Annotated in this window: 26 protein-coding genes and 1 pseudogene; 24 read left to right on the top strand and 3 right to left on the bottom strand. The window is 41.3% G+C overall.

The genetic code is table 11. The features are described from left to right. Positions 1–79 precede the first annotated feature (79 nt). The 4 genes from NSS67_RS19915 (at position 80) to NSS67_RS19900 (ending at position 5104) form a co-directional block, all read left to right on the top strand. A complete protein-coding gene (locus tag NSS67_RS19915; RefSeq protein WP_339315322.1) occupies positions 80–832 on the top strand; it encodes a stalk domain-containing protein in 753 nt (250 codons plus the stop codon). Positions 833–1086: 254 nt separating this feature from the next. Next, positions 1087–2586 (top strand): DHA2 family efflux MFS transporter permease subunit, encoded by a 1500-nt coding sequence (locus NSS67_RS19910; RefSeq protein ID WP_339315321.1) that lies wholly within the window; start codon positions 1087–1089, stop codon positions 2584–2586. Between the two features lie 578 nt (positions 2587–3164). Next, complete coding sequence (gene yidC / locus NSS67_RS19905) at positions 3165–3983, top strand: membrane protein insertase YidC (protein WP_339315320.1); 819 nt, start codon at positions 3165–3167, stop codon at positions 3981–3983. 185 nt (positions 3984–4168) lie between these two features. Further along, positions 4169–5104, top strand: coding sequence for an alpha/beta hydrolase (locus NSS67_RS19900; protein ID WP_339315319.1), 936 nt, complete (start codon positions 4169–4171; stop codon positions 5102–5104). On the opposite strand, the gene NSS67_RS19895 is transcribed toward NSS67_RS19900, so the two are convergent. After that, positions 5085–5975, bottom strand: a complete 891-nt coding sequence (locus NSS67_RS19895; RefSeq protein ID WP_339315318.1) for a DMT family transporter — start codon at positions 5973–5975, stop codon at positions 5085–5087. The genes NSS67_RS19900 and NSS67_RS19895 overlap by 20 nt on opposite strands. 129 nt (positions 5976–6104) lie before the next feature. Between NSS67_RS19895 and NSS67_RS19890 the strand changes: the two genes are divergently transcribed. The 6 genes from NSS67_RS19890 to NSS67_RS19865 all read left to right on the top strand — a co-directional run bounded on the left by NSS67_RS19890 (position 6105) and on the right by NSS67_RS19865 (position 12187). After that, positions 6105–6980 carry a LysR family transcriptional regulator gene (locus tag NSS67_RS19890; RefSeq protein WP_339315317.1) on the top strand — a complete coding sequence of 292 codons (876 nt, stop codon included), beginning with the start codon at positions 6105–6107 and terminating at the stop codon, positions 6978–6980. 128 nt (positions 6981–7108) lie between these two features. After that, a complete protein-coding gene (locus NSS67_RS19885) occupies positions 7109–8224 on the top strand; it encodes a LacI family DNA-binding transcriptional regulator (RefSeq protein WP_339315316.1) in 1116 nt (371 codons plus the stop codon). Position 8225: 1 nt separating this feature from the next. Next, positions 8226–9386, top strand: coding sequence for a Gfo/Idh/MocA family oxidoreductase (locus NSS67_RS19880; protein ID WP_339315315.1), 1161 nt, complete (start codon positions 8226–8228; stop codon positions 9384–9386). Positions 9387–9533: 147 nt separating this feature from the next. Then, the gene (locus tag NSS67_RS19875; protein ID WP_339315314.1) at positions 9534–10256 is read left to right on the top strand and encodes a ThuA domain-containing protein; all 723 of its coding nucleotides are present in this window, start codon (positions 9534–9536) and stop codon (positions 10254–10256) included. Positions 10257–10276: 20 nt separating this feature from the next. Next, a complete protein-coding gene (locus tag NSS67_RS19870) occupies positions 10277–11380 on the top strand; it encodes a Gfo/Idh/MocA family oxidoreductase (RefSeq protein ID WP_339315313.1) in 1104 nt (367 codons plus the stop codon). Between the two features lie 75 nt (positions 11381–11455). Continuing rightward, entirely contained in the window at positions 11456–12187 is a 732-nt protein-coding gene (locus tag NSS67_RS19865) for a hypothetical protein (RefSeq protein ID WP_339315312.1), read from the top strand. Positions 12188–12254: 67 nt separating this feature from the next. On the opposite strand, the gene NSS67_RS19860 is transcribed toward NSS67_RS19865, so the two are convergent. Next, positions 12255–13139: an AraC family transcriptional regulator gene (locus NSS67_RS19860; protein ID WP_339315311.1), complete on the bottom strand. Its 885-nt coding sequence runs from the start codon at positions 13137–13139 to the stop codon at positions 12255–12257. A gap of 123 nt (positions 13140–13262) precedes the next feature. Between NSS67_RS19860 and NSS67_RS19855 the strand changes: the two genes are divergently transcribed. The 4 genes from NSS67_RS19855 (at position 13263) to NSS67_RS19840 (ending at position 16488) form a co-directional block, all read left to right on the top strand. After that, a complete protein-coding gene (locus NSS67_RS19855; protein ID WP_339315310.1) occupies positions 13263–14150 on the top strand; it encodes a sugar phosphate isomerase/epimerase in 888 nt (295 codons plus the stop codon). Between the two features lie 18 nt (positions 14151–14168). Beyond that, complete coding sequence (locus tag NSS67_RS19850) at positions 14169–15218, top strand: Gfo/Idh/MocA family oxidoreductase (RefSeq protein ID WP_339315309.1); 1050 nt, start codon at positions 14169–14171, stop codon at positions 15216–15218. 76 nt (positions 15219–15294) lie between these two features. Next, entirely contained in the window at positions 15295–15990 is a 696-nt protein-coding gene (locus tag NSS67_RS19845) for an HAD-IA family hydrolase (protein ID WP_339315308.1), read from the top strand. Between the two features lie 24 nt (positions 15991–16014). After that, on the top strand, positions 16015–16488 hold the full coding sequence (locus tag NSS67_RS19840) for a GNAT family N-acetyltransferase (RefSeq protein ID WP_339315307.1): 474 nt from the start codon (positions 16015–16017) through the stop codon (positions 16486–16488). Positions 16489–16903: 415 nt separating this feature from the next. On the opposite strand, the gene NSS67_RS19835 is transcribed toward NSS67_RS19840, so the two are convergent. Next, on the bottom strand, positions 16904–17398 hold the full coding sequence (locus tag NSS67_RS19835; protein ID WP_339315306.1) for a hypothetical protein: 495 nt from the start codon (positions 17396–17398) through the stop codon (positions 16904–16906). A 262-nt stretch (positions 17399–17660) separates the two neighbouring features. Here NSS67_RS19835 and NSS67_RS19830 point away from each other — a divergent pair, with 262 nt between their 5' ends. From NSS67_RS19830 to NSS67_RS19785, 10 genes and pseudogenes are all read left to right on the top strand, one after another. Beyond that, on the top strand, positions 17661–18539 hold the full coding sequence (locus NSS67_RS19830) for a phosphotransferase (protein ID WP_339315305.1): 879 nt from the start codon (positions 17661–17663) through the stop codon (positions 18537–18539). After that, positions 18529–19290 (top strand): class I SAM-dependent methyltransferase, encoded by a 762-nt coding sequence (locus NSS67_RS19825; RefSeq protein WP_339315304.1) that lies wholly within the window; start codon positions 18529–18531, stop codon positions 19288–19290. Before NSS67_RS19830 ends, NSS67_RS19825 begins: the two co-directional genes overlap by 11 nt. 11 nt (positions 19291–19301) lie before the next feature. Then, positions 19302–19937, top strand: a complete 636-nt coding sequence (locus NSS67_RS19820) for a pyridoxamine 5'-phosphate oxidase family protein (protein WP_339315303.1) — start codon at positions 19302–19304, stop codon at positions 19935–19937. Positions 19938–19957: 20 nt separating this feature from the next. Next, positions 19958–20827 carry an LD-carboxypeptidase gene (locus NSS67_RS19815; protein WP_339315302.1) on the top strand — a complete coding sequence of 290 codons (870 nt, stop codon included), beginning with the start codon at positions 19958–19960 and terminating at the stop codon, positions 20825–20827. A 12-nt stretch (positions 20828–20839) separates the two neighbouring features. Then, positions 20840–21172 carry a DUF3024 domain-containing protein gene (locus tag NSS67_RS19810; RefSeq protein WP_339315301.1) on the top strand — a complete coding sequence of 111 codons (333 nt, stop codon included), beginning with the start codon at positions 20840–20842 and terminating at the stop codon, positions 21170–21172. Between the two features lie 25 nt (positions 21173–21197). Further along, positions 21198–21728: a ClbS/DfsB family four-helix bundle protein gene (locus tag NSS67_RS19805; RefSeq protein ID WP_339315300.1), complete on the top strand. Its 531-nt coding sequence runs from the start codon at positions 21198–21200 to the stop codon at positions 21726–21728. Between the two features lie 563 nt (positions 21729–22291). Next, entirely contained in the window at positions 22292–23335 is a 1044-nt protein-coding gene (locus NSS67_RS19800) for a serine hydrolase domain-containing protein (RefSeq protein WP_339315299.1), read from the top strand. Between the two features lie 19 nt (positions 23336–23354). Beyond that, positions 23355–23774: pseudogene (locus tag NSS67_RS19795) on the top strand (DUF5071 domain-containing protein); the annotation flags it as partial. Between the two features lie 303 nt (positions 23775–24077). Then, positions 24078–24965 (top strand): PhzF family phenazine biosynthesis isomerase, encoded by an 888-nt coding sequence (locus NSS67_RS19790; RefSeq protein ID WP_339320641.1) that lies wholly within the window; start codon positions 24078–24080, stop codon positions 24963–24965. Between the two features lie 68 nt (positions 24966–25033). After that, the gene (locus NSS67_RS19785; RefSeq protein ID WP_339315298.1) at positions 25034–25843 is read left to right on the top strand and encodes a protein kinase; all 810 of its coding nucleotides are present in this window, start codon (positions 25034–25036) and stop codon (positions 25841–25843) included. Positions 25844–26106: the final 263 nt, after the last annotated feature.

Genomic DNA, 26106 nt, shown 5'->3' with positions numbered 1-26106 from the left:
ATGGAGTTTGATGATCAGAGGATTAGCTTAGGCTGGAAACGAATATAATAATAGTAGGCATAAAAAAGGAGGTTTTGAGGTGATAAACAAAATCGCGGCTGTTGTTGTGTTAGGTGTGCTTTTGATAGCTAATGGATTTGGAAGTCTTGCCTCTTCTACGGTCTGGGCTGAGTCTAGCGATGTCAGGTTGATTTTGAATGGACAAGTTTTAAGCACAGAACCGTATTCGCCTTATCCTAGCGGTTCTACGGTCATGATCCCGCTTAGAGAAGCATCAAATGCCTTGAAATACAAAGTGGCTTATCAAAAAAACTCAGGTACCATCACATTAAGTGGAGTCAAAGAAAAGATTGATTATAAGGTAGGAGACGACCATATTACCATAAATGATACAGAGAAAAGAGTTTTTAAAGATGAAGTTGTGTTTAAAAAGGAACACTTATACGTTCCACTTTCTTTTTTCACAAGTTTAGGACTAGTGACTGCCTATGATGCCGAAGCTAGACTAGTGGAAGTTTATGCGCCCGAGGTCACAGCAAGTGTGATAGCTGGACTGCTGAGCACTGGACAATTTCAAGAATTAGAGAATCGATTCTTTAGCGATGAAATGAAGCGTTCGCTTTCCGTTACGGGTTTGCAGAAGTATTGGGCTGATTTTACTGCAAGAGCTGGTACTTACCATGGAATAAAGTCTACTGAAAGTAGTCAAAAAGAAGATCAGGTTTCGATAAAATGTTTACTTGGCTTTGCTGAAACAGAGGCATCCCTTGAGTTTGTTCTCAATAAATCTGGTAAGATTATTGAATTAAAGGGAAACCTGCCATCAATTTAATCTAAGAACTTTAGTGATACAGTTTTAGGCACAGCAGGCTATACGCGCGTTCCTTAGGAAGTAACTTCTTATGGGGACCACGTATAGTCTGTTTTTGGTTTTAATAAAACATTCTGAGATGAACGTAAATGCAATGTATTTTTATTGTAAAAAAGGGTTTTATTTGTTGACTTTCACGTTCATCGAAGGTAAATTAAAATTTGAAATAATCGTTAAAGTATTTAACTAAATTAGAGAAAAGAGTGGAGTACTGGATGACAAAATCAATTACGCAGAGTAGCCCGACAGAAGAACGGCCATTCTCACTAAGAGCTATCCTCCCCCCGCTTCTTGCAATTATCGTCGGAATGATTATGGTTATTCTGGATGGAACCGTCGTGAATGTGGCAATACCAAAACTGGTGGACTATTTTGGCTCCGATCTCCAAACGATTCAATGGGCGATCACAGGTTACACGTTAGCTTTAGCTGCTGTAATTCCGCTCGCTGGGTGGATGACTGACCGCTTCGGGTCAAAACAGGTGTTTCTGGTGACGCTCACGTTGTTTATTCTCGGCTCCATGTTATGTTCAGTGGCTCAAACTTCAACACAGCTTGTTATTTTTCGTGTAATTCAAGGACTTGGTGGGGGGATGGTTGCTCCTATAGGGATGGCAATGGTCTTTAAATTAGCTCCGGTAGAAAGAAGAGGGTCGATTATGGGGATGCTTGGAATTCCCATGCTGCTAGCTCCTGCACTTGGACCAATATTATCCGGATGGCTTGTGGAATATGTTAGCTGGCATTGGATCTTTTTGATTAACGTGCCGATTGGGATTGTTGGTATTATTCTTGGTGTTAAGTATCTACCTAAGTCAGAGAAGATCAGTAAAGGAAACCTCGATATACTAGGTATTATCCTGGCTCCGATTGCGTTCTCCATGCTGGCTTATGGAGTAAATGAAGGTGGGGGGAATAGTTGGTCATCGACCCCAGCAATCCTCGGGTTATCTGTTGGGGGCGTTGCGTTACTTCTTTTTATAATCGTTGAGCTGCGCCATAAGCAACCTTTGCTGGATCTACGTGTCTTCCGTTCCTCAGATTTCACCCGCGGCATTATTCTAACATGGGTCATGCAAGCAGCATTGTTTGGTTCCATGCTGTTCGTGCCGCTATACTTACAGCAGATTCGGGCTTATACACCACTAGAGACGGGACTAATTCTGCTACCACAAGCTTTAGCTTGTGTAATCGGCATGCCGCTGGGTGGAAAATTATTTGATAAAGTGGGAGCCCGTCCGTTGGCCTTTGTGGGTCTAAGCATCATTACGATTACCTTATTCCTGTTATCAGGGATCACGATAAATACTAGTCTTAATTTAATTATGCTGTATCTTGCGTTATTAGGATTTGGAATGGGTATAGCGATGATGCCACTCAATACACATGTTCTGAATGCAGCGCCGCGTGAATTAGTGAGCCGTGTCACATCGCTTACAGCGGCTGCACAACAGGTGGTGGTGGCCTTTGCTGTAGCAGGTTTGACGGGTTATCTGACAAGTCAAATCACTGTTCACATGGGAGCTTTGAAAGCGGGAAGTAATCCTTTGACAGCTGCAGTACTAGGCTTTGATGATGTATTCTTCTTGTCTGGCTGTATTGCTGTGCTAGGTGTGTTGATGAGTATTATCCTGCGTAAGCCGAAGCTTTCCTCAACTGATTCCTCCACTGGAGAAGGTCAGAAGGCAGATGCAGCGATGATGATGGGACATTAATGGATAACTAATACGTATGTAAAAAGGCAACCCAAGGCTGACTAGGCTTAGGGATGCCTTTTTTTTGCTAAGTAGGTACGTTACATTAATAAATTGATATGAACATATCATGACTAACTCGGAAGGCCTATAGTTGCGGGTTCTAATATTGGGGAAGTCGAAGCCATGTGTAGAGCACGCGCGCATAAAGGATACTATTCGTTAAAGTAAAGGACAGGATAGTGAAACTACATAATTTTATCCACGTATAAGGATTATCTAAATCTTTCCAATATGGCTTACACTGAGGTGAACTTGACTGGTGCAATTTTTTGACTTGGTTCAATTGGTATTATCAATCGCTATCTTCTCTTCCATAGTGTTTCTACCATTTACCTGTTTCTCTTTGCGAGAGATACGCTGGGGTCATGAAATTGCTGCAACTGGTTCAACTATGTTTGTGGCTATCAGGCTGCCGCAGCCCAACAGTATTCAACGGTGGATAGCACGTGCCGCTAGTCGAAAAGAAGCGCCTGATGAAGACCCCGATAATCTTTCCCTACATTGATATTCAAAACATTCAATTAGGGAGGATAACAATGAAAAAGACTTTGATGCTACAAAAATGGGCGAAGCCCATTCACGTTATGTTGATTGGGGTTATTCCAATCATTATACTTAGCGGATGCTCGACAGCATCCCCATCAAACCCGATTAATGTTGATTCGCAAGGGATATTTAACCACTACTTTATTTATCCATTCTCGTTCCTGATTACATTTTTCGCGAATGCGTTTCATGGAAACTATGGACTATCGATTGTGCTAATGACATTCATCATAAGACTTGCGATCATGCCGCTCATGATGAATCAAACCAAGAAGCAAATGGCCATAAAAGAAAAGATGGCCGTCCTTCAGCCGGAGTTAAACGCACTAAAGGAGAAGTATAAGAACGACGTTAGCGCAGATGCAAAAAAACAACAACAAGTCGAGATGATGGAGCTCTACCAGAAGTATCAATTCAATCCCTTAAGCATGGGGTGTTTGCCGATGCTTCTCCAATGGCCGATCACCCTTGCATTTTACTATGCTATTCGTCGTACCCCAGAGATCGCAGATCATAATTTTCTGTGGTTTAGCTTGGGGGAAATGGATATGATTTTGCCGATTATTGCCGCTGTGGTTTATTACGTTCAGTTCCGCGTGTCGCAATCGGTTTCAGCACAGTATCAGCAAAATCAAAATAATCAAATGGCTTTCATTGGATTGTTGTCCCCGATCATGATGGGTGTGTTTTCTTTTTCGATGCCCGCCGCGTTGCCATTATATTGGGCGGTAGGTGGCATATTCATTATCGTGCAAACGATTATACTCAATAAAATGTACGCGAAGCCAATGCAGCAAGTAAAAACCTAGCTAGTCGAATTTGGTACAATTAAACGGCAGCCGATCAAAGATCAGCTGCCTCTTATTATTGAAGTTACTAGTCAGGTTAGTTGAGTAAGAAATATACGTAAGATAAAATGATTGTATACAACTGGAATGGGCACTTCGCCTGCTTCATTCGGTCAACGAGATGAACACAAGAAAGAAGGATTGAAATGCGTACGAACGAAAGCAAGGTTAAAGCTAAAGAAAGTCTCCAGAGTCGAATGGTGAAGTTGGGAATTCGTATGGTAAGACATAATAATATGTGGAAGAAGACTGGAACAGCATTAAGAACGATGATAGAGCATAAGCAACGCAAAGAAAGCATCGAACCCCCAAATAAGATCATAAAAAAATATAATCTACTGAAACAAGAAATCACAGGTCACCCATATTACGTTATTTCAAATAAAGAGAAGGCTGGACATAAACATGTATTGTATTTGCATGGTGGAGGGTATGTTCTGAACGTAACCTCTTTACATTGGGGTTTTATTGCTGAGTTGGTAGATAGCTCTGATTGCACAGTGACTTTTCCAATATATCCTTTAGCGCCGACTTATACTCATATAGATGTGTTTGAAATGCTCTTACCTTTATATCAACAATTATTAACTACAGTGTCGAATGAGGACATCATAGTTATGGGTGATTCAGCAGGTGGTGGGATGAGTGTAGCTTTAGCACAATTGTTAAAAGAAAAAGAACTACCTCAGCCAGGAAATATCATTCTTATCTCTCCCGCACTTGATATGACATTTAGTAATCCAGAAATAAAAGAAGTAGAGAAAAAAGATCCCATTCTTGCAACACCATCCATAAAGGAAATCGCGGAGTGGTATGCAGGGGATCAGCAAGTAGAACACTTTTTAATTAGCCCTATCAATGGAGAGCTAGAAGGTTTAGGGATCATCAGTATATTTGTAGGAACACATGATATCGTTTATCCAGATACTCGAAAATTCAAAGATAAATTGAAGGAACAGAACCTACCGTTTAACTATTACGAATATCCAAAAATGCTGCATGTGTGGCCCTTGTTCTTTTTTCCTGAATCAAAGGCAGCTAGAAATCAAATTATGGATATCATTAATGACTGTTCTTCTTGATAAACATCGCCGGACTGAACGTAACTTTACCGAGTAGCTCCGATGCTATAATCCCCAGTAGAACAAGGGCTGCACCAGCATATCCTTGCATCGATAGCTTTTCAGCGGCGAACCAATAGCCAAAGAGCGCGGCGAATACCGGCTCGAGAGAGAAAATCAGTCCGGTGCGTGTTGGAGAAGTGTATTTTTGAGCAATGGGTTGTAGGATGAAGCCACAAGCACTACAGAGAATCCCAAGTGCCAGGATCGCTATCCAAGCCGGTAAAGTCGAAGGAAGCGAAGGTGTCTCGAACAGTACAGATAACACTAAAGCAAACCCTCCGGCGAATCCTAACTGCAAGATCCCAATATTCAGTGAATCACATTCTTTTACCGCTTTGCCAGTAAATAAGATCTGTACCGCATAGAACACCGCCGAAAGAATACAGAGGAGATCACCTGGTTGAATCTTTAAGGTAGCATTTAATGTAAGGAGTCCAATTCCAGCAATAGCGAGTACGGATCCGAATACCTGCGGAGGTGCAACTCTTTTTTTGAAAATAATTCGATCTAGTATCGGTACAAATATGACCGTCAGGGCTACCAAAAATCCTGCGTTGGAGGTTGTGGTGGTCTTGAGTCCGAATGTTATACATGTGAACACGCCGAGGAGTAAGAATCCGAGTAAAGCGCCATATTTCAATGTTTTGATGTCTACTCGTCTTAATCGTTTGTGGAATATCACTGCGGCTAATATAAAAGCAAGTCCGAAGCGGAGTGCAATCAGATTGAATTCGCCTAACGTACCTAACCCCATCTTCATAAATATGTAGGAGGAGCCCCAAAATAATGTTACAACTAACAGCATCAGCTCAGCTTTGAGCGGTTTCATCTCTTCATCCATCCTTCTTTATTGTCAACTCAATATAGTATAATACGGCTCTATACATAAGGTAACTGAATGTTTATGATAGGATACATGAGTAAAACTTATGTAATTTATAAAGGTGAGGGATAGAGGTTGAGCATTAATAAGTATGAGATTTTTCTAAAAGTTGTGGAGCTAGGGAGCTTAACAAAAGCAGCAGATGTGCTGGGCTTTACTCAATCTGGAATTAGTCACACGATCAGTAGTCTGGAGATGGAGTTTGGTTTTCCGTTATTAATTAGAAATAGATCTGGCGTTAAATTGACGGTAAATGGGGAGCAAGTGCTGCAGCCAATCCGTGAAATTCTAAAATGGAATGAGAAATTGAAACAGGAGGTAGCCGATATACATGAGCTAGAGGTCGGGACCATTACTATTGGTACGTTCACAAGTGTATCTGTGCATTGGCTGCCGGGGATGATTAAGCAATTTCGCAGTGAGTACCCTTATATAGAAATCAGATTGATGGAAGGCGGTTACTTAGAGGTTGAGCAATGGATCGAGGCTGGAGTCGTAGACTGTGGTTTCATTTCTCTGCCTACACGTGAGAAGTTCGAAGTGATTCCTTTAAAAAGGGACCGGATGCTGGGCATCGTATCTAATGAGAATCCGCTTAGTGCAGAACCCTTTCTGTCATTATCCCAAATTGCTAAGGAGGATTTCATTATTCCAAAGGCAGGTTCGGATTATGATGTTAGACGTGTGCTAGATAAGGCGGGCATCAAACCAAATATTAAATTCTCAGCGGGTGATGACTATGCCATTATGGCTATGGTAGAGAAGGGGCTTGGGATTAGTATTTTGCCAGAGCTAGTATTAACTCGTCAGAATTATAATGTAACTATGCTTGAATTGGAGGAGCCTAGTTTTAGATCGCTTGGGATCGCTGTTCATTCCATGAAATACGCTTCCCCTGCCACCAAAAAATTTCTAAAGCATGTACAAGCGTGGTTGATGGAAAATCCCTGAATTCTGAGATTATGATTTCAAATGATGAACTCATTCGGATTGTTTTTTAACTTGGATGATGAAATCCCCTGATTCATTTCAGGGGATTTTTTATAAATAAATATCCAAAATAAGGGTTGACGAAGGGCATGGTCCATGAGAGAATGTACGCGCGTACATTAATTGAATGCGTTTTCGTAGGAGGAATTTCTATCGCCAGCCGTAAAGAGGTTGCCGAGCTTGCCGGAGTCTCAGAGGCCACAGTATCTCGCGTGATAAACAACGTAGGTCCGCTCAAGGAAGAAACGAAGGAACGTGTGTTGGCAGCTGCTCTCAAGCTAGGTTATACCCCTAGTTCACTCGCTCAGAGCTTTGCTCGTAGAAGAAGTGGGAACCTCGGTGTAGTGATGCCTTATTTGCCGAAAGCCCGCTTGTTCTCCACTTATTATTTTTCGGAAATATTAAGTGGTATTGGGAGTAAAGCGCGAGAAGAGGGTTATGATCTGTTAATGCTGTTTCGAAATGCCGAAGAGCCAATGGACTATAGCGAATTGTTTAAGATGCGGAAGATCGATGCTTGCATTGTACTCGGTGCCAAAGAAGAGCCAGGTGAGCTAGCTTCACTTCGTCGTTTGAAGGAGGAAGGCCATCCGTTTTGCCTGATTAATCAGCATTTTGAAGGAGAGGCTTTTCATGAGGTGGATGCCGATCATGTCGAAGGGAGCTGGCAAGCGGTCAGACACTTACTGGATCAGGGATATAGAAGGATTGCCTTTCTAAACGGCCCTGAATCTTATTCGAACAGCCGAGATCGTTTAACGGGGTATTCCCGCGCTTTGGCAGAGTCGAACATTCCTTTGGATGCTTCGCTTCTATTTGAAGGTAATTTCAGTCGTAAGAGCGGTGTCATTGCTGCTAAGGAAATGTTGCCACTGCTGAATGAGATTGATGCCATTGTAGCCGCTAATGATCGAATGGCTATTGGATTGCAGCAAGGCTTGCAGGAACTAGGCGTACCAAGAAATCGCATACCGGCCATCGTGGGTTATGATGATTCGGATGCAGCTGAGCTTACTACACCAGCGTTAAGCAGTGTTCGTGTTCCCTTTTATGAGCTAGGCGAGATCGCTGTAGCCAAGGTATTGGAATTACAGGGTAGTAGTTTCTCAGAAACATTAGCGTCTTCACAAGTTATCCAGATTAAACTACCGACAGAACTTGTTATACGAGCATCATCTAAAATTATAAATCCTAAGGAGGAATAAGATGAAACAGCTTCGCATCGGAATGATCGGTTATAAATTTATGGGTAAGGCTCATAGTAATGCTTACCGCAGTTTGCCAATGTTTTTCCCGAAATCGCTTAAACCTGAGATGTCTGTAATTTGTGGACGGAATGCTGAAGCGCTTGAAGAGGCTGCCACTCAGTTAGGATGGTCGGATTGTGTTACGGATTGGAAAGATCTAATCGCTCGTGAGGATGTCGATCTTATTGATATAAATGCTCCTAGTAATGCACATAAGGAGATTGCTCTGGCAGCAGCCAAAGCTGGTAAACATATTTTTTGTGAAAAACCACTCGCGCTGACCTTAGCGGATTCTCGTGAAATGCTCCAAGCCGCTGAAGATGCAGGAGTTACGCATATGGTTGGTTTTAATTATCGTTTTTCTCCAGCGGTTAGACTTGCTAAAGAGCTCGTAGAGAGCGGGCGGCTTGGGAAGATCTATCATTTTCGGGCATGGTTTCTTCAGGATTGGATAATTGATCCGGATTTCCCGTTAGTATGGAGATTGCAAAAGGAGATTGCAGGTTCAGGCTCACATGGAGATCTGGGTGCGCATCTCATTGATTTAGCACATTTCTTAGTAGGTGACGTGAAGGAAGTAATCGGAATGAGCGAGACCTTCATTAAAGAGCGTCCACTCGCCGCTGAAATGACCGGATTAAGCGCCAAAGGCGACAAGGATGCACCAAAAGGAAAGGTTACTGTTGATGATGCTACATTGTTTTTAGCTCGTTTTGTAAACGGTGCCATAGGTAGTTTTGAAGCTACACGCTTCGCAGCAGGTCATCGCTCTACCAATTCTTTTGAGATAAATGGTAGCCTTGGCAGTGTGAAATTCGATTTCGAGCGTATGAATGAACTTGAAGTCTATTTAACCTCTGATGCTGAGGATGTACAGGGCTTTCGCCGTGTGCTAGCAACGGATCCTGCTCATGAATATGCAGAGGCTTGGTGGCCGCCTGGTCATACAATTGGTTTTGAACATACGTTTATTCACGAGATGCTGGAGCTTTCCAACGCGATTGAAGAAGGTCGTCAGCCTGTACCTAATTTCCATGATGGAGTGAAATGTCAAGCTGTGTTAGAAGCGGTAGAACGCTCTATTGAACAGCGCCGCTGGGTCGATATATCCGAGATGTAATCAACAAAAATGCGTGTTCAAAAAGTACGGTTTTCAGCACCGGAAGTTTCGCCTGAATTCAATATTCGATGTCGAGTAAGCCTCTTGGGATACTTCGTGATCAAAAGCGGACTTTATGAACAACCTCTATTAGAAGGAGTGTTGAAGATGAGAAAAGCATTGATAGTATGGGGCGGTTGGGATGGTCATGAACCTGAGCAAGTCGCTGATATATTTGCAAAGGTGTTGCAGGAGGAGCAGTTTGAAGTTGAGGTATCGAATACGCTGGAGGCTTTTGCTGATGCAGAGAAGCTTCTTGGATTAGATTTGATCGTTCCAGTATGGACGATGGGTACAATCGATCAGAAGCTTGTTGATAATGTCTCAGCAGCTGTACAACAAGGGACCGGTCTTGCGGGTTGCCATGGCGGGATGTGTGATTCTTTCCGAAATAATGTGGATTGGCAGTTTATGACGGGTGGACAATGGGTAGCTCATCCCGGTAATGACGGTGTTAACTATACGGTAGAGATTCGTCAAAGCTCAAGTCCTTTGGTAGAAGGACTTGAAGATTTCAACGTGTGTTCAGAGCAATATTACCTGCATGTAGATCCAGCGGTAGAAGTTCTTGCAACGACTCGCTTTCCGGTTGTTGAAGGCCCACATTCCTTCAACAAAGCCGTGGATATGCCGGTAGCTTGGACTAAACGTTGGGGCCATGGAAGAGTGTATTATAATTCACTTGGACATCATGCCGATATTGTAGCTAAGCCACAGGTTAAGGAAATGATGCGCAGAGGACTACTTTGGGCTGCTGAAGGTAAAGCTCATGCACAATCCAATCTATCAACGATTAATAATAGCTATAGCGGAATGGCAGACAGTCAATAAACTCTGGGAGCGATCAGCGAATGGATAAAGTCAAAGTTGGCATTATCGGATGCGGTAAAATCAGTAGTATCTATATGGAGAACTGCCAGAAGTTCGAGATTCTGGATCTAGTTGCGTGTGCGGACTTGGACTTGGCGAGAGCGCAGGAACAAGCGGATAAATACAATATTCCCAACGTTTATAACACAGAGCAATTATTGAATGATCCGGAGATAGAAATCGTCATCAATCTAACCATTCCAGCGGTACATGCGGAAGTATGCCTGAAAGCTATCGAAGCAGGAAAACATGTGTACGTTGAGAAACCACTGGCTGTGACGAGAGAAGAAGGACGCCAAGTTCTGTCTGCTGCACGCGAAAAAGGCGTACTTGTTGGCAGCGCTCCGGAAACATTCTTTGGATCGGGCATACAAACCGTATTGAAACTGATCGAAGAGGGTGTAATTGGCGAACCCGTTGCAGCTACCTCGTTTATGATGGGGCGTGGACATGAACATTGGCATCCAGATCCTGAATTCTACTATGCTGCTGGTGGAGGTCCGATGTTCGATATGGGACCATACTATTTGACGGCTTTGGTGCAGCTACTAGGCCCAATTCGTACGGTTAGCGGGATGACTGGAAAAGCGCTAGAAGAACGCACGATTACAAGTGAGAAGAAATTGGGTAATAAAATTTCTGTTCAAATACCAACTCACGTTGCCGGAACGTTACGATTTGAGAATGGAGCCATTGTAACGCTGATTACAAGCTTTGATATCTTTGGCGGTAGTAACCTTCCGCATATAGAAATCTACGGAACACTTGGAACAATCCAAGTGCCAGATCCTAATAACTTTGGCGGTCCGGTGAAATACCGGCTCATGGGTGAGAATGAATGGACGGAGCAGCCTCTGCTATCTGGATACGATCAAAATACACGAGGAATCGGCCCAGCAGATATGGCTTATGCTATTCGTACCGGAAGAAAGCATCGCGCTAATGGGGGATTGGCTTATCATGTACTGGAAGCGATGTGGGCTTTCCATGATTCTTCAGATGCTCATACATTCTACGAAATGGAGAGCACCTGCACTCGTCCTGCGGCTCTACCGCTTGGACTTGCTCCTTATACATTGGATTAGAGAGTTCTTGCTGAATCTGCAACCTATCACTTCCAACCTCCGTTTGAGAAGATAAAGAGTGAGGGTGTGAAAAGGATGCACAAGATGATTAGCAGCTGGATATGGATTTCTGCTATTATTCTGTTCATAAGTGGTTGTTCTGAAGCTGGAAAAGTACTCAACTCCAGTGATCCGGAAGTCGTCAAAGCTTTCTTATCTGCTCAGAAAATTCCTAACGGAGATATTTATCTACAGGACAACAAGATTCATATCAATATCGTGGGTTTGAACGCGCAGATTGAGCAGAGTTTTGCTCAGACTTTCACCGCAGGTACTTATGAGCTTCATGAAGTCAAATACACTATGCAAGAGCTGCTAGCGGCACAAGAACTATTACATGAACATGAGCTCTACCAGAAGCTTAATCTCTACGGGTCCGGTGTGGATACGATTGGTAATAAGCTAACCATTACAATTCCGTCTGATTACGCCGAAGCTGCCAAGCTTGAGATTGATAAGTGGATCGATCCGAGTATGTTGACCTACGATATTTCTGAAATAGGTGATCCACATGTAGTAGGTCAAATTGTAGATATCGATACCAAACAGGCGAAGCGGATTCTCATCCTTGAACCTGGTAAAGAAGATCCCTCTTACTGGTTCTCGTTCAATCTGAAGTCAGAAATGTTTAATGAAGCTGGAGAATCGATTAGCTTTAAGGATTTGAAAGTAGGTCAGCAGGTTAAGCTTTGGAATACTGGTATGGTGGAAGAATCCTTTCCTGCGCTTGCAAGTGTGCGGAGGCTGGAGCTTGCTGCTACGGAATAATTCTATAACCAGCACCGTTTGCGAGAGGCGAACGGTGCTATTTTTGTGTGAACAGAGACCGATTCTCTTATTTCCGAACCCCTGAAGGGGTGATACCTTTATACTGCTTGTACAGCTTGGTGAAATAATTCGAATTGTCGCAGCCCACTCGCCCAGCAATCTCGGTTACTGATAAATCTGTCTCGAGCAGCAATCGCTCCGCTTCATTTACTCGGCAAAGATTAACATAGTCGATAAAGGTTCGGCCGGTTAGCTTCTTAAAGGTTTTGCAGAAATGGTATGGATTTAGATTAACGGATTTCGCGGCGCTTTCTATGGTCATTTTGTCATCAAAATGGTTCTCGATGTATTCTAGTAGTGGCTTGAAACGCTCGCGATTAAAGGAATGACGTTCATGCGTTCTACCAGAAACCTGTTCAGGTAGAAAGGTGCGAGAGAGCAGCACAAAGAGTATATGTAGTTGATTCTTGATGACCAGTTGAAAAGCCGGCCCTTTCCGGTGTACTTCATCCACGATTGTATCCAGAAGGGAATAATATGTGGAACAGGTCGGAACAAGCTCTGTAGGTTTGACCGGAAGCTGATAACGATTCTCCAAATAGGGGACTACAAACTGCTCATGCTGAGGATCCTGTTTCCAATCCTTAAATAACGAACTATGAAATACGACAGAAATAAAACGGACATGATCATCCCGCAGACTGTACCCAACATGCAACCCCCCAGAAGGAACAAACAGTACCTCACCCGCATGCAATTCGTAGGGTTTGCTGTCCACGTGAAAGATGGCGCTGCCTTCTTGCATAATGATGATCTCGAAATGCTCATGCCAGTGTAAATACAGGATGTTCTGACCGATCTTGGCGTTCATGCATTTATTAAAAAACAATCGAAATGGATACGTCTTCTCTTCTAATTGTGGATATTCTTTAAGATCGTTAGGATAACTCATAATTTATACAACTCCCACAAGATACGACTATATAAACACAAGATAATAAGAGTTTTAAGCTAAGAAGCAGTATATACTCGGGTTATAGAACTAACTATAAACCAATATTGGAGTGGTCACAAGATGAAGGATACATTGAGAATTGGAACATTAGTGGGTGGCGGCGATGCTGTCAGAGTGATTCCGCAAATCGTTGGACATGGCTTTGAATCTTTTAGCTTAACCTTCTGGCAAACTACAGGGGAAACAGATCTTGTGGAAACTGGAAAGCGTGTGCAAGAGCTTGCGGAAGAACATGACTTCGTCATCTCATCTGTTGGGATCTTCGGAAATCCTTTGACGAATACTGGTGATAATTCCGATGCAATAGCGAGCTGGGAGCGACTTATTGATCACGCTCATTTGTTTGGAACGGATATGGTATCAGGTTTTACTGGAAGGCTGCCAGGGGTGTCCATTGATGAATCTATTCCGAAATTTACCGAGGTATTTGGAGAGCTGTCCAAAAGAGCAGCGGACCGTGGTTTGCGAATTGCCTTCGAGAACTGCTCCATGGGTGGAGACTGGAGTACGGGTGACTGGAATATTGCTCACAATCCATTAGCTTGGGAGAAGATGTTTAATGCTGTGCCAGCGGACAATATAGGACTCGAATGGGAACCTTGTCATCAGATGGTGCAGCTGATTGATCCGATTTCACAGCTTCGTAAATGGACTGATAAGATCTTCCATGTGCATGGCAAGGATGCCACAATCGCTTGGGATATCATCAAAGAATATGGTATCCACGGTCCAAATCCTTATGTATGGCACCGTACCCCGGGCTTTGGAGATACAAACTGGACAGATGTCATCTCTATTTTGCGCCAGGCAGGTTATAAAGGCACGATTGATATTGAAGGCTGGCATGATCCTGTCTATCGGGATGAACTGGAAATGATGGGTCAAGTGCATGCTTTGAATTATTTAAAACAATGCCGGGGCGGTAGCTTTGTACCTAATCCGCTTTAACCGTTGAGGAGGAGAAATATGACAGCACAGTATCGTGTAGCAGTTGCAGGTTGCGGAGGTATGGCCAACGCATGGATTGAATACGCTTTATCGCGTCCAGATACGGAGATTGTAGCTCTTGTAGATATACGGCTGGAGTCCGCACAAGCGATGGCAGCAAAGCATGAAATTCATTGTCTGACGTTTACTGATATTAAGCAGGCGATTCAGGAGACAGAAGCTAATCTTGTCTTTGACGTAACTGTGCCGGCAAGCCATTTCAGTATTTCTAGCACCGCATTGGAACTCGGGTGTAATGTGTTTAGTGAGAAACCGTTGGCCGAGACTATGAAGGCGTGCACTAAAATCGTAGAAATCTCAGAAAGAACCGGAAATGCCCATGCTGTGATGCAGAATCGTCGTTATGATCCTCGCATTCGTTCTTTGCGTAACTTAATCGAGTCTAATACCATTGGGAGAGTAGGTTACATCGGTGCAAGCTTTTTCCTCGGTCCTCATTTCGGGGGTTTCCGTGATGTCATGGAAAGTCCACTGCTGCTAGATATGGCGATTCATACCTTTGATCAGGCTCGATTTATTAGTGGAGCCAATCCGGTATCCGTTTACTGTCAAGAGTTTAATCCTCCCGGTTCATGGTATGAGGGGAACGCGTCGGCGGTCTGTATATATGAAATGTCGGACGGATCTATATTTACTTATCAGGGATCTTGGTGCGCGGAAGGCGCCTCTACCTCATGGGAAGCAGAATGGCGGATTAATGGTGAAAAAGGAACGGCAATTTGGGATGGACATGACTTGCCATATGCGGAGGTAGTCGTAGCGGGAGATCAGAGCGGAAAATTTAATCGTGACGTTGAACGTGTAAATGGAGAGGTTATTGAAATGAACAAGACCTTCCATCAAGGTTGCCTGGAGGAAATGTTCTTGTCACTAGCAGAAGAGCGCCCTGCAGAGACGAATTGTAGAGATAATCGGTATAGTATGGCAATGGTATTCGGAGCGCTGGAAAGTGCTAAAACAGGTCGGAAAATTGATCTTATCCAGTTTATGGGTGTTTCAGAGCAGTAAAAACGTTATTGTTAATTTTATCCAAACGGTAATGTTCATGTTATGATAGCTAAGAACATTATTCGGGGAGGATATTATGTACAAAGCCATTTTATTTGATTTGGATAATACATTAATTAATTATAGTACCTGTGAAATAGAAGCTATGAAAAGAACCTGTAACGATCACAAACTTTTTGTAGAAAATACTGATGCATGGTCTTTATTTTATGGAGAGTTCTCAGGTCACAATTTTCGCCATTGGATGAACTTTGTTAGCGGTGGTGAGGTGAAGACTATAGGTGAAGTATTGAGATATTCGTTTAGAGACACACTCAATCTGGAGGAGCTATTTCATAACAAGTTGTCAGACACATATGGGGATTATTTTTGCAACTCTTGTTATTTTGAAGAAGGAGCGGAACAGATCTTATCCTCTTTTAAAGATAAATATGATCTGGGGATCATCACCAACGGGATCAGTGAAGCGCAAAGAAAAAGACTGCAGGCCGGTAAGATCTATGAAATGTTCAGATCCATAATGATCTCCGATGAAGTTGGTATCAGAAAACCTAATAAAGAGATTTTTGAAATGGCCTTAAAAGATCTACAGCTATGCAATCACGAGGTTCTGTTTGTTGGGGATTCTTTAGAGGATGATTACCATGGTGCTGTGAATTCTGAAATTGACTTCTGCTACTATAATCGCCAGAATATAGAGGTCCCTAATCATCTCAAACCTAACTATATGATTAGTTCTCTTTCGGAACTTGTAGATGTTGTGGGATTGTAGCAATGCCAGCAAGGAGAACGCACAATGGATATTAGAACATACCAAGAATCGGATATTAGTCAGATTATCTCATTGTTCTACGATACGGTTCATTCCGTAAACAAACAAGATTATTCACAGGAACAGCTTGATGCTTGGGCGCCTAAAGAGGAAGAAAAACTCAAGCTTAACACTTGGGGATCATCTTTACGTCAAAATATTACTTATGTAGCCGAAATTAATGGTTGCATAGTTGGCTTTTCGGATATGACGGTGGAAGGACACTTGGATCGTCTTTATGTCCACAAAGATTTCCAAGGCCAAGGCGTGGCCTCTGCACTCGTGAACAAGCTTGAAATGAAAGCGAGAGAGCTTGGTCTTCATGAAATGGATACCGAAGCAAGTATTACAGCTAGACCCTTTTTCGAACGTCGCGGATATCAGCTTATTGAGAAGCAAAGTGTGGAACGAAAAGGGGTTCTGTTAATTAATTATCGGATGAGCAAAAAGTTAATATAATTCAAAAAGAGGCCAACTCAAAAGCGATGAATAACTGCTTAGGTTAGCCTTTTTTTGCACTGAGAATTAAATGATGCTACAAATGAAAGTCTAGTGAAGCTCCAATGTAATAATTAAGGAATTCCTCCCTGAAATACTGAGATGACTGGTCGTCAGACTTGCAATTAGGGAAAATCTCCCTAAAATCATCTAGTTTGGTGTAAATCGTAGGGATTACCCTGATTATTAGGGAGGAATTCCCTAATTTCATTCAATATAAGCGAATATCGAATATTTTTATGGAGTTTTTCCTTAATTAGTTTTAGACCCACTCCGAGCATCGCAAAAACTCACATCGCAGATCACTCACCGCCAATAGCAACCTATAAAGACTAATAGCTGAGCGACAGCCTCATTCCTCTAGAGTAAGGTATGTTTAGTCATAAATCAGTTTACTTAAAGCCACAGTGTCAAAGCGATCTCCTTGCACTAACCACTTACCGTCCACATTAAACAAAGTCAATAAACCTTCCAAAGGTACACGTTTACTCTCCTTATCGTCCTTATCCAACAATACAAGATCCACAGTATAATCTAACTCAATAATATCCTTCTTCTGTTCTGAAAGAGTGAATTTCAAGTTTTCGGGTTTTAAAGAAAGCTTTTGTTTATCAGCGATTGTCAAAGGGATCGTTGTAATTCGGCTCGCAATAGCCTTTTCGGAAAAGTATTCTGTATAATATGTTTTCATTTCTTCAATTCGCGCCAGAACAGTATCCTCAGAAAGTATGTCCTCAGAAGCCTTGACGGTATATTCTACATTTTTATATATCTCAGCGGCTTTAGTGGCATCATCCACTTCTGAACTACATCCCATAATTAACGTTAGTGTTAATAAAATTATGCTCAAGATCAACGGTGATTTACGCATTGGAACACCTCCATGTGTATTTATTCAGCGCTTATATACTTACTTTACCATACATTGGTTACGAAAATTTAAGGAGAAAATGATTCAAATGCCTAAATATGGTATTGTGTAAATGTTACTATAAAAAATCTAAAGGGATGGGATACTATTGAGTTTTTTTCCTATTACATACTCACTTTTGTCAAAAGACGCGTTATTATTGCATATTAAAGATCATTATGAAATCCTTGAACCGGTTAATATACAGTTTTTTCTTAGGGGAATGAACGATACATACATTTTAGAAGCGGGTTCGGTAAAATACATCTTCCGAGTATACCGAGAGGATCGACGAAATAAATCGGATATTGATTTTGAATTAGAATTGTTGAACGATTTGCACGAAAAAGGTGTAAATGTCTCCATTCCTATTACCCGAAAAGATGGGACTATAATGAATGAATTCTTTGTGCCTGAGGGTGTGAGGTATGGAGTTATGTTTACTTTTGCTGAAGGAAATGAAAAGCCTATTCATGCTGTAGATGACAGCTATTTATTTGGACAAGCAGTTGCACAAATCCACAAAGCTGCGGACAACTTTAAGAGTGAACATGTGAGAGGTAAACTTGATTTTGAACATTTAATTGAGAAACCGCTTAACACGATTAAAGTGCATATGGAGCATCGACCAGAGGATTACAAATTCCTGCATGATCTTGTTATGCGATTAAAAGCTCAGATCGAACAACATCTAGAAGTGGGCTTGGACTGGGGAATCTGTCATGGCGATCTGCATGGGAATACGAATGTGGCCTTTACGGACGAGGGAAAGCTGACCCATTACGATTTCGATATTTGTGGGTACGGATGGAGAGCCTATGATATCGCAGAATTTAGATTGGCAAGAGAGATTCATAGTGGACATAATAAAGATGAAGTTGAACGGTTATGGGCAGCATTTTTAAATGGATACAAAAGTCTAAGAGACCTCAGTGACACTGATATTAGTGCTGTTCCTATGTTTGTTGCGCTTAGACAGCTTTGGCTGTTTGCTTTGTGTTTTAATGAAGGTGAACTAATTGGTGCAGCTGACTTTGACAATGGATTTATCGATAGTAAAATGGATTATTTCAGGAATTTAGAGGGATCAAATGAAGAATGAACTTGGAACTGAAGAGGCTATAAAAAGATGGGACAAATATGCTGAGCTGCTCGCATCGTCGTACGGAGAAAATGGTGATTTACATCGAGAGATTTTCTTGAATCCAGCCCTATTCAATCTCATGGGCTCTGTTAACAATAAGAGAGTGCTCGACGCAGGCTGTGGCGAAGGATATTTAAGTAGAATGATCGCTAAGGCAGGTGGATCAGTCACTGGGGTTGATTACTCGCCGAATATGGTACAGCTAGCTATGAGTAGATCACTGGAGGAATTAAAGATTAGCTTTCTCCATGGCAACTGTGAGAACCTTAGCTTTCTTCAAGACAAGACTTTTGATTTAATCGTCTCCAACATGGTGATTCAGGATTTATCCGATTATGAGATGGCGATTAGTGAGATGTATCGTCTGCTAGTAGATGGAGGGACTTTTATCTTTTCGATTCTACATCCTTGCTTTGTAACTCCTGGTAGCGGATGGGTCAAGTCGGATGCTGGAGAGAAACTATATTGGAAAGTGGATAATTATTTCTACGAGGGCGCTTATAATCAGATGTTCCCGATAGGTCAAGAGGAAAAGGTTCTGTTTTTTCATAGGACGTTATCTAGTTATGTAAATACGATTGTTCGGGCTGGTTTTCAAATTGAAGAAATGGTTGAGCCGAAGCCATCTGTTGAAATGCTTGAGAAGTATCCTTCGTTTGAGGAAGATTTTCGTTGTAGTGATTTTTTGGTTTTTAAACTACGAAAATAGGAGGGAGAAATATGCACCATAACATCTTCAAAGAAGTTATTGATTCCGAAGAAGAATTAAGGTTAATGTATGGATATCCCAGTGAATTAGTAAACAACAAGAGTATAACCTTTATCGATCACCATTGCCGAGATTATATATCCAAGTCACCGTTACTCTTTTTAGCAACAAGTGACTCATCTGGCTATTGTGATGTATCTCCACGTGGGGATGCTGCAGGTTTTGTATATGTGTTAGACGACAAACATTTAGTAATCCCTGAACGTCCTGGTAATCGACGTTTTGATTCTTTGCTTAACATCATCTCCAACCCAAAAGTGGGATTGATATTTATAATACCCGGACTCGAAGAAACCTTAAGAATAAATGGACATGCAAGGATAATCAAAGATCAAGAAGTAATGGGGCATATGGAGGCTCACGGCAAAATACCGAAGGTAGGTATTGCTGTTGAAACTGAAGAGTGTTATATGCACTGTGCAAAAGCTTTTAAGAGATCACATCTATGGGATGATACGTATTGGCCGTTGAAAGAAGAGCTACCTAAACCCTCAGTAATCATTGCAGAACATGCGAAAGAGCTAGGGGTTTCTCAAGAGGATGTATCAAAGGGATTAAAGGACAGCTATGAGAATCGATTATATTAGAAAAGAAAGGATTCACTAAGATGAGTAAAGCTTTAAAACTCTCTGCCGGGAATAAAGTAGGAATGATTGCTTGTTCCGATGGTGTGAGAGTAGAGAACCTGCCTAAAGTAGAAGAATTAATTAGAATTCTGAATGCATTTGGACTTGAAGTAGTGGTTGCAAATACTTTGTATAGAAGAGATAGTTATTTCAGTGGGAATCCTAAGGATAGAGCAACGGAGCTGAATCGTCTATTTAAAAATGATGAAATTCGTGCAATTTTTGATATTTCAGGTGGGGATTCTGCGAACCAGATCTTGGAGTATATTGATTACGATAATATTCGATTGCATCCGAAGCCTTTTTTTGGAATGAGTGACTTGTCGGTTATTTTGAATGCTCTATATACGCAAAGTAATTCGAAATCCTATCATTATCAGTTGATGAATCTCGTTTCTTCGGATGGGTCGGAGCAGCAAGAGGCTTTTTATCGAACATTCTTTGAGGGGCAAAATGATCTTTACGATTTCCAATATCATTGGATCCGTGGGAACCATATGAGTGGGATTGTAATTGGAGGGAACATTCGATGCTTGATGAAGCTGGCAGGGACAAGTTATTTTCCAGACCCTTCGAACAAGATTCTATTCTTAGAGAGTTTAAGTGGTAGAGCGAACAAAATCGTCTCCCTATTTGCTCAACTGCAGCAAGTTAAATATTTTGATAAATGTGCTGGATTAATTCTAGGGTCGTTTACTGAGCTTGAGAGCTATAATGAATTTTCAATCGTAGAAGAGTATGTGAAGGATATCAGCCGAATTCCTATCGTGAAGACTAACGAGATCGGGCATGGTAGTAACAGTAGGTTTATTATTATTGGTGAGAATATTACGTTGTACAAATATAACTGATGAGGAGTCTATATGCTGGATTCATTCACTAAAAAGAGAATTGAAAAGATCTTGTCGATTTACATTGAAGCGAAGGTTCCAAAGCAGGTTAGAAATCAAATCAGACTTAGCTATAAGTTCAGAGGAAATAGCGTAACTTTAAATGAGGAACAACCAGCATATATTGGTGATGGATGGACAGAGATGCCCGTTGCACAATTTCGATATGAAGAAAGCAAATGGAAAATATATTGGCAAGATAGTAAGCGGAAATGGCATTTTGTAGATGATTTTGCCCCCCAAGATGATTTTGAAAAACAGTTGGAAATCGTTGATAACGATAGTAGAGGGATGTTCTGGGGTTAACACAGTTTCATAAAGGAGAGTTACGATGTCAACACACGACTATTCCTCTAAGGCAGTGTTGAAAAATGCTATACATACTGCTTATCTATTGCTTGATCAAGAATTTGATGGCATTGACGATTCTCAAAAAGACATTCGTATTGAAGGGTGCGATCGTACTCCAGCAGAAATTCTTGCCTATCAATTGGGTTGGTTGAGCCTTGTGATGAAATGGGATAGGGATGAAAAAGCAGGGGGAACCGTCATTACACCTTCAACGGACTATAAATGGAATCAACTTGGCGGATTATATCAATCGTTTTATCATACATATGCTGCGTACTCATTAGACGAATTAAGATCCTTATTTAAAGAAACAGTACAGGAGTGGCAGCACTGGATTGATTCTTTATCTGATGAAGAACTTTTTACGCAAGGTGTCCGGAAATGGACAGGAAATAATCCGAGATGGCCTATGGTCAAATGGATTCATATCAATTCAGTTGCACCATTCAAGACCTTTCGTGCTAAGATTCGTAAATGGAAAAAGCTCAATATAATAAGCTCAACATCATAACAGCAGCTAAGCCCCTGCCTAAGAGAAGAAATCTCTGAAGTAGAGGCTTTTTTATATAAAGGAAATGGGATTAGTGGAAGGGAATGTATACTGGTGCTGAAAATAAGACGAAACGTTCAATGAACTGTATAAAGCAATCGAATCTTGCAGATATATGAAATATCAGTCGACGAACTCGTCCCTTCGGAAGAAATCGATAAGAAGATAGGACAGGTAACACGATATTCAGACCATGAAGGAACGTACAAGGGGAATTTCTCCAATGCTTACCCTAAAGGCACGCCATATTATTCGATTAAGAATACTGATCCTAAGAAAAGCATAGCTATTAAGACCCACGAGGATACTTTTGTTAAAGCCGATAATAAAGGTCATTATCCCAAAGCTCAATTGGATAGTACAACGGTTTGGATTTTTGTACTAGGGTCTTTTGTTATTGTATTTTTAATAATATGGATAATGAAACGAAATAAAACGGTGCTGTAGAGTTATCTGTTATGACCTAAGGAGTATATTTTACTAGGCTTGTAAACTGTGAGCGGATGAAAGGATAACCTATGTCTATGACAACCGATAGAATGCGAACGATTGAAAAAATCTTTAATAAAGCTACCCATTCTAAACAAATTCATGAAGGAGTCCTATTTGTCGAGAACACAGATGGCGACTTCTCTTACAGTAAGGGATATGGCGGTAAAAATATCGACTCCCCTATGCTTATGGCCAGCATTACCAAGCTATTCACTACCACTTGTATTTTAGCTTTACTAGAGATGGGCAAACTTTCCTTGGAAGATAGGCTTTCAAAGTATTTTGATAATGCGGTGTTAAGTGGTATTCATGTTTATGAGGGTAAAGAATATTCCTTTGATCTGACCCTATCCGATTTGCTGTTTCAGATCAGTGGGTTACCGGATGTGTTTGAGGAAGGCAAGGATAATGCTAAGAATCGTGCCATTGAGGAAGATTATTACACAACCTTCAGTGAGCAGGTGGCGCTGGTAAAGAAGCTGAAGCCACACTATGCACCTCGAACTAAGCGAAAAGCATACTATGCTGATATAAACTTTGATATGCTAGGTGAAATCATTGAGCAAGCAACAAATACAACATTAGCTGAAGCATATAAGAAATATATATTTGAACCAATAGCACTCAAGAGTACATATCTCCCAGAAAATGAAAAAGATTTTATACCGAATATCTATTATAAGGATAAATCTATTTATCGACCCAAAGTGATTAGGAGTAGTCGTGCCAGTGGAGGCTGTATCACCACAGCTCGTGAATTAATGATATTTATGAAGGCCTTCTTTGAAGGCAAGCTGTTTGATAAAGCGTTATTTGAAAAACTACGGGCATCTAATAAGCTTCAATCATCAATGGGACCTATCTATTATGGCAGTGGTTACATGAGGATTCCTTTGGATGGGTTGATCACGCTTTTTATGGGCAAAGGTGAGTTAATGGGGCACTCCGGATCAACAGGGTCCTTTGCTTTTTATTATCCGACTAAAGATTTATTTATGGTGGGGGATTTGAACCAGATGGGCAATGCAGCGTTACCTATTAGGCTATCTATGAAGCTCGCAATGATGACGAAATGATGATGTGAAGGTGGATGTTATGGAGGATGTATCAAGTTTAATCAAAAAGTTATCCTGGGACACACCTGAAGAGGAAAAGGAAGATGCTATTGATAAGCTGCAATATATTATGGACGAAGATCTTCATTTATTATTGCAGCCTATTTCAAAAGACTATTGGGATGGAGCGGCTGAAACAGTCGTGCGGTTGGGATATCCACGTGTGAAAAGCATATTGCCGGGGTTACTTCAATGGATACAAGATACGAATTGGCCAGGCGCGGGGCAAATAGGTGTTTTTTTACTTGAAATAGGGGATCCGATGATTCCATATGTTAAAAATGTACTAATTGAACACAGCGATGATGAAGAATGGGTATATTGGATTTTTGAAGTGTTAATTAATCATTGGAATACGGTACAAGTCCTACAGATACAAGCAGAATTAATTAAGATTTCACAGGAAAAATCAATCGACTTAGCGGCATTGAGAATCTTATTAGCTCATGGTATGTATTCAAAAGAAGTAGTCTGTGAAATCATCCAGCGTAAAAAAGATGTCCTTGTATTTGAACTCAAGAAACTTCATGATACTCATCCTGAAATTGATTGTGAAGCTCTTCATAAAGAATTCTTCGAGAAGCAACCTAATGTAATTAAACAATTTCATGAGTTAAATAAAGACCGGTTTTTTATATGTAATGCTATTTCAAACCTCGAAAATTATTTAAGTGAGATAGAGATTTTCATAGGAGAGTTACCAGTGAACAATGTCAAAGTGCTTCATTATGATGCTTTTTCTCCATATCCCAATAAAGGGAATCCAGCCGGAGTAGTGTTAAATGCAAATCATTTAAGCGATAGTGAAATGCAATCAATAGCACACAAGGTTGGCTTCAACGAAACAGTTTTTGTAGTCCAATCAGATGTAGCTGATTTGAGACTTAAGTATTTTACTCCAGGCCATGAGATCAATCTTTGTGGACATGCGACAATGGCGTCATTGTATGCATTAAAAACAACGGGGATTCTTGGAGAGGTTAGCTCGGTAAAGATCGAAACTAACGTGGGTGTGCTACCCATACAATTTAGTATGGATAACAATAATCATTTACTAATAAAAATGAAGCAAGATCATCCGAAGTTTATTGAATTTAACGGTGATAGAGCCAAGCTTGCGCACGCCATAGGTTTAACAGTTGAAGAGTTAGAAGAGGATATGCCTATTGTTTATGGCTGTACAGGTGTGTGGACTCTATTAGTCCCAATTAAGAGTATAGATAGCTTTAGTAGAATGAAACCGATAAGCTCGTTGTTTCCAGAGATTTTAAAAGAGCTTCCAAATGCATCGGTACATCCATTCGTTCTCCAATCTTTTGATCCAAATGCGCTCATGCACGCTAGACATTTCTCATCGCCTTTTTCGGGAACTGTTGAAGATCCAGTAACGGGTACAGCATCGGGGGTTATGGGAGCTTATTACTTAAAATATATTGATCCGCATTTGGGCTCGATCCAATTTGATGTAGAGCAAGGACAAGAAATAGGAAGAGATGGAAAAGTGAACGTAGAAGTATCTCGCTTGGATTCTGATAAGATGGATGTATTTATTTCTGGAACTGCGGTGTATGTTAAGGAGTTAGAAATTTAATTTCCTCAATAGGCAGTTTATTGCAAACACTAAATGATTCAAAATAAAATAGCTTTTAGGGAGGCAGCATGGGTCTACTCGAGTATTTGAAAGGGTTTTACGAAGCATGGATAGACTATCCTAAAAGAGAGGGCACCCTCATCACTAACAAATACCGAATACTACGCTTCCTTGGCATTGGCAGCTACGGATTGACTTATTTATGCTTAGACGTAGATACCGGTCAAGAGGTGGTGCTGAAGCAAGCTAAGCCAAGTAAGGGAAAGCTCAGTCGAGATTTGTTGTATCGGGAGATTGAGGTTCTGGGGCGGCTGCAACATCCTTCGATTCAGAGATGCTTGGCATCGTTCGAATATAAAGAGCAATTGTATATGGTAACTGAGTTCGTGAAAGGACAAACGGTGGAAGATTTGATCTTCGAGCGGGGGGCAGTGTTTTCTGAAAAAGAGGCCCTTTGTTTCGTGCGCAGATTGATGGAGATTTTAAGTTATGTTCATGAACAAGGATTTGCTCATCTCGATATCCGAATACCGAACGTCATATTAGATGCGGATCAAATACACCTCATTGATTTCGGCTTGGCCTGTCGCTTGGGGGAACCGACTCGCATAGAATTGAGACAGGATGATAAGACCACACTAGGCAAAACTGTTGAGGCTCCAAGCGATCTATATGCTGTTGGCCATTTTATTCTTTTTATGCTGTATTCCGGTTATGATTCGCATGCCTTTGATTCTGAACTAAATGCTGGGTGGGAGGACGAACTGAGTGTATCGCCGATGACCAAGCAAATGCTACGCAAGCTGCTGCAAATCGATCCACCATATACGGATACACAACACTTTGTGCATGATTTAGACTATTGTCTGAATCAATGATTATATAAAAAAGAGCCGCTAAATGCGGCTTTTTTTGTTAGCTAGAGCTTCTGTGTTTATTTTTATAGTAAGAGTGGCCTTGGTTTTTATGTCCATAGCCATGATCAGACGAACTCCGGCGATTGTAAATTGGTTTCCGTCCACTTGAACTGGAGTGTCGATGTTTATGCTTGGAATGTTGGCCAGAATCTAATATTTTTTGGAGAAAACGCTTGAGCATTGTTTTATTCCTCCTTTGGCTTTTGATTTTACTACGGATAAAA

It is taken from the genome of Paenibacillus sp. FSL R10-2734, assembly GCF_037963865.1.
Taxonomy (GTDB): Bacteria; Bacillota; Bacilli; order Paenibacillales; family Paenibacillaceae; genus Paenibacillus_AQ.
Note: the sequence above shows the minus strand (reverse complement) of the source record. Positions and strands in the feature narration are given on the sequence as shown.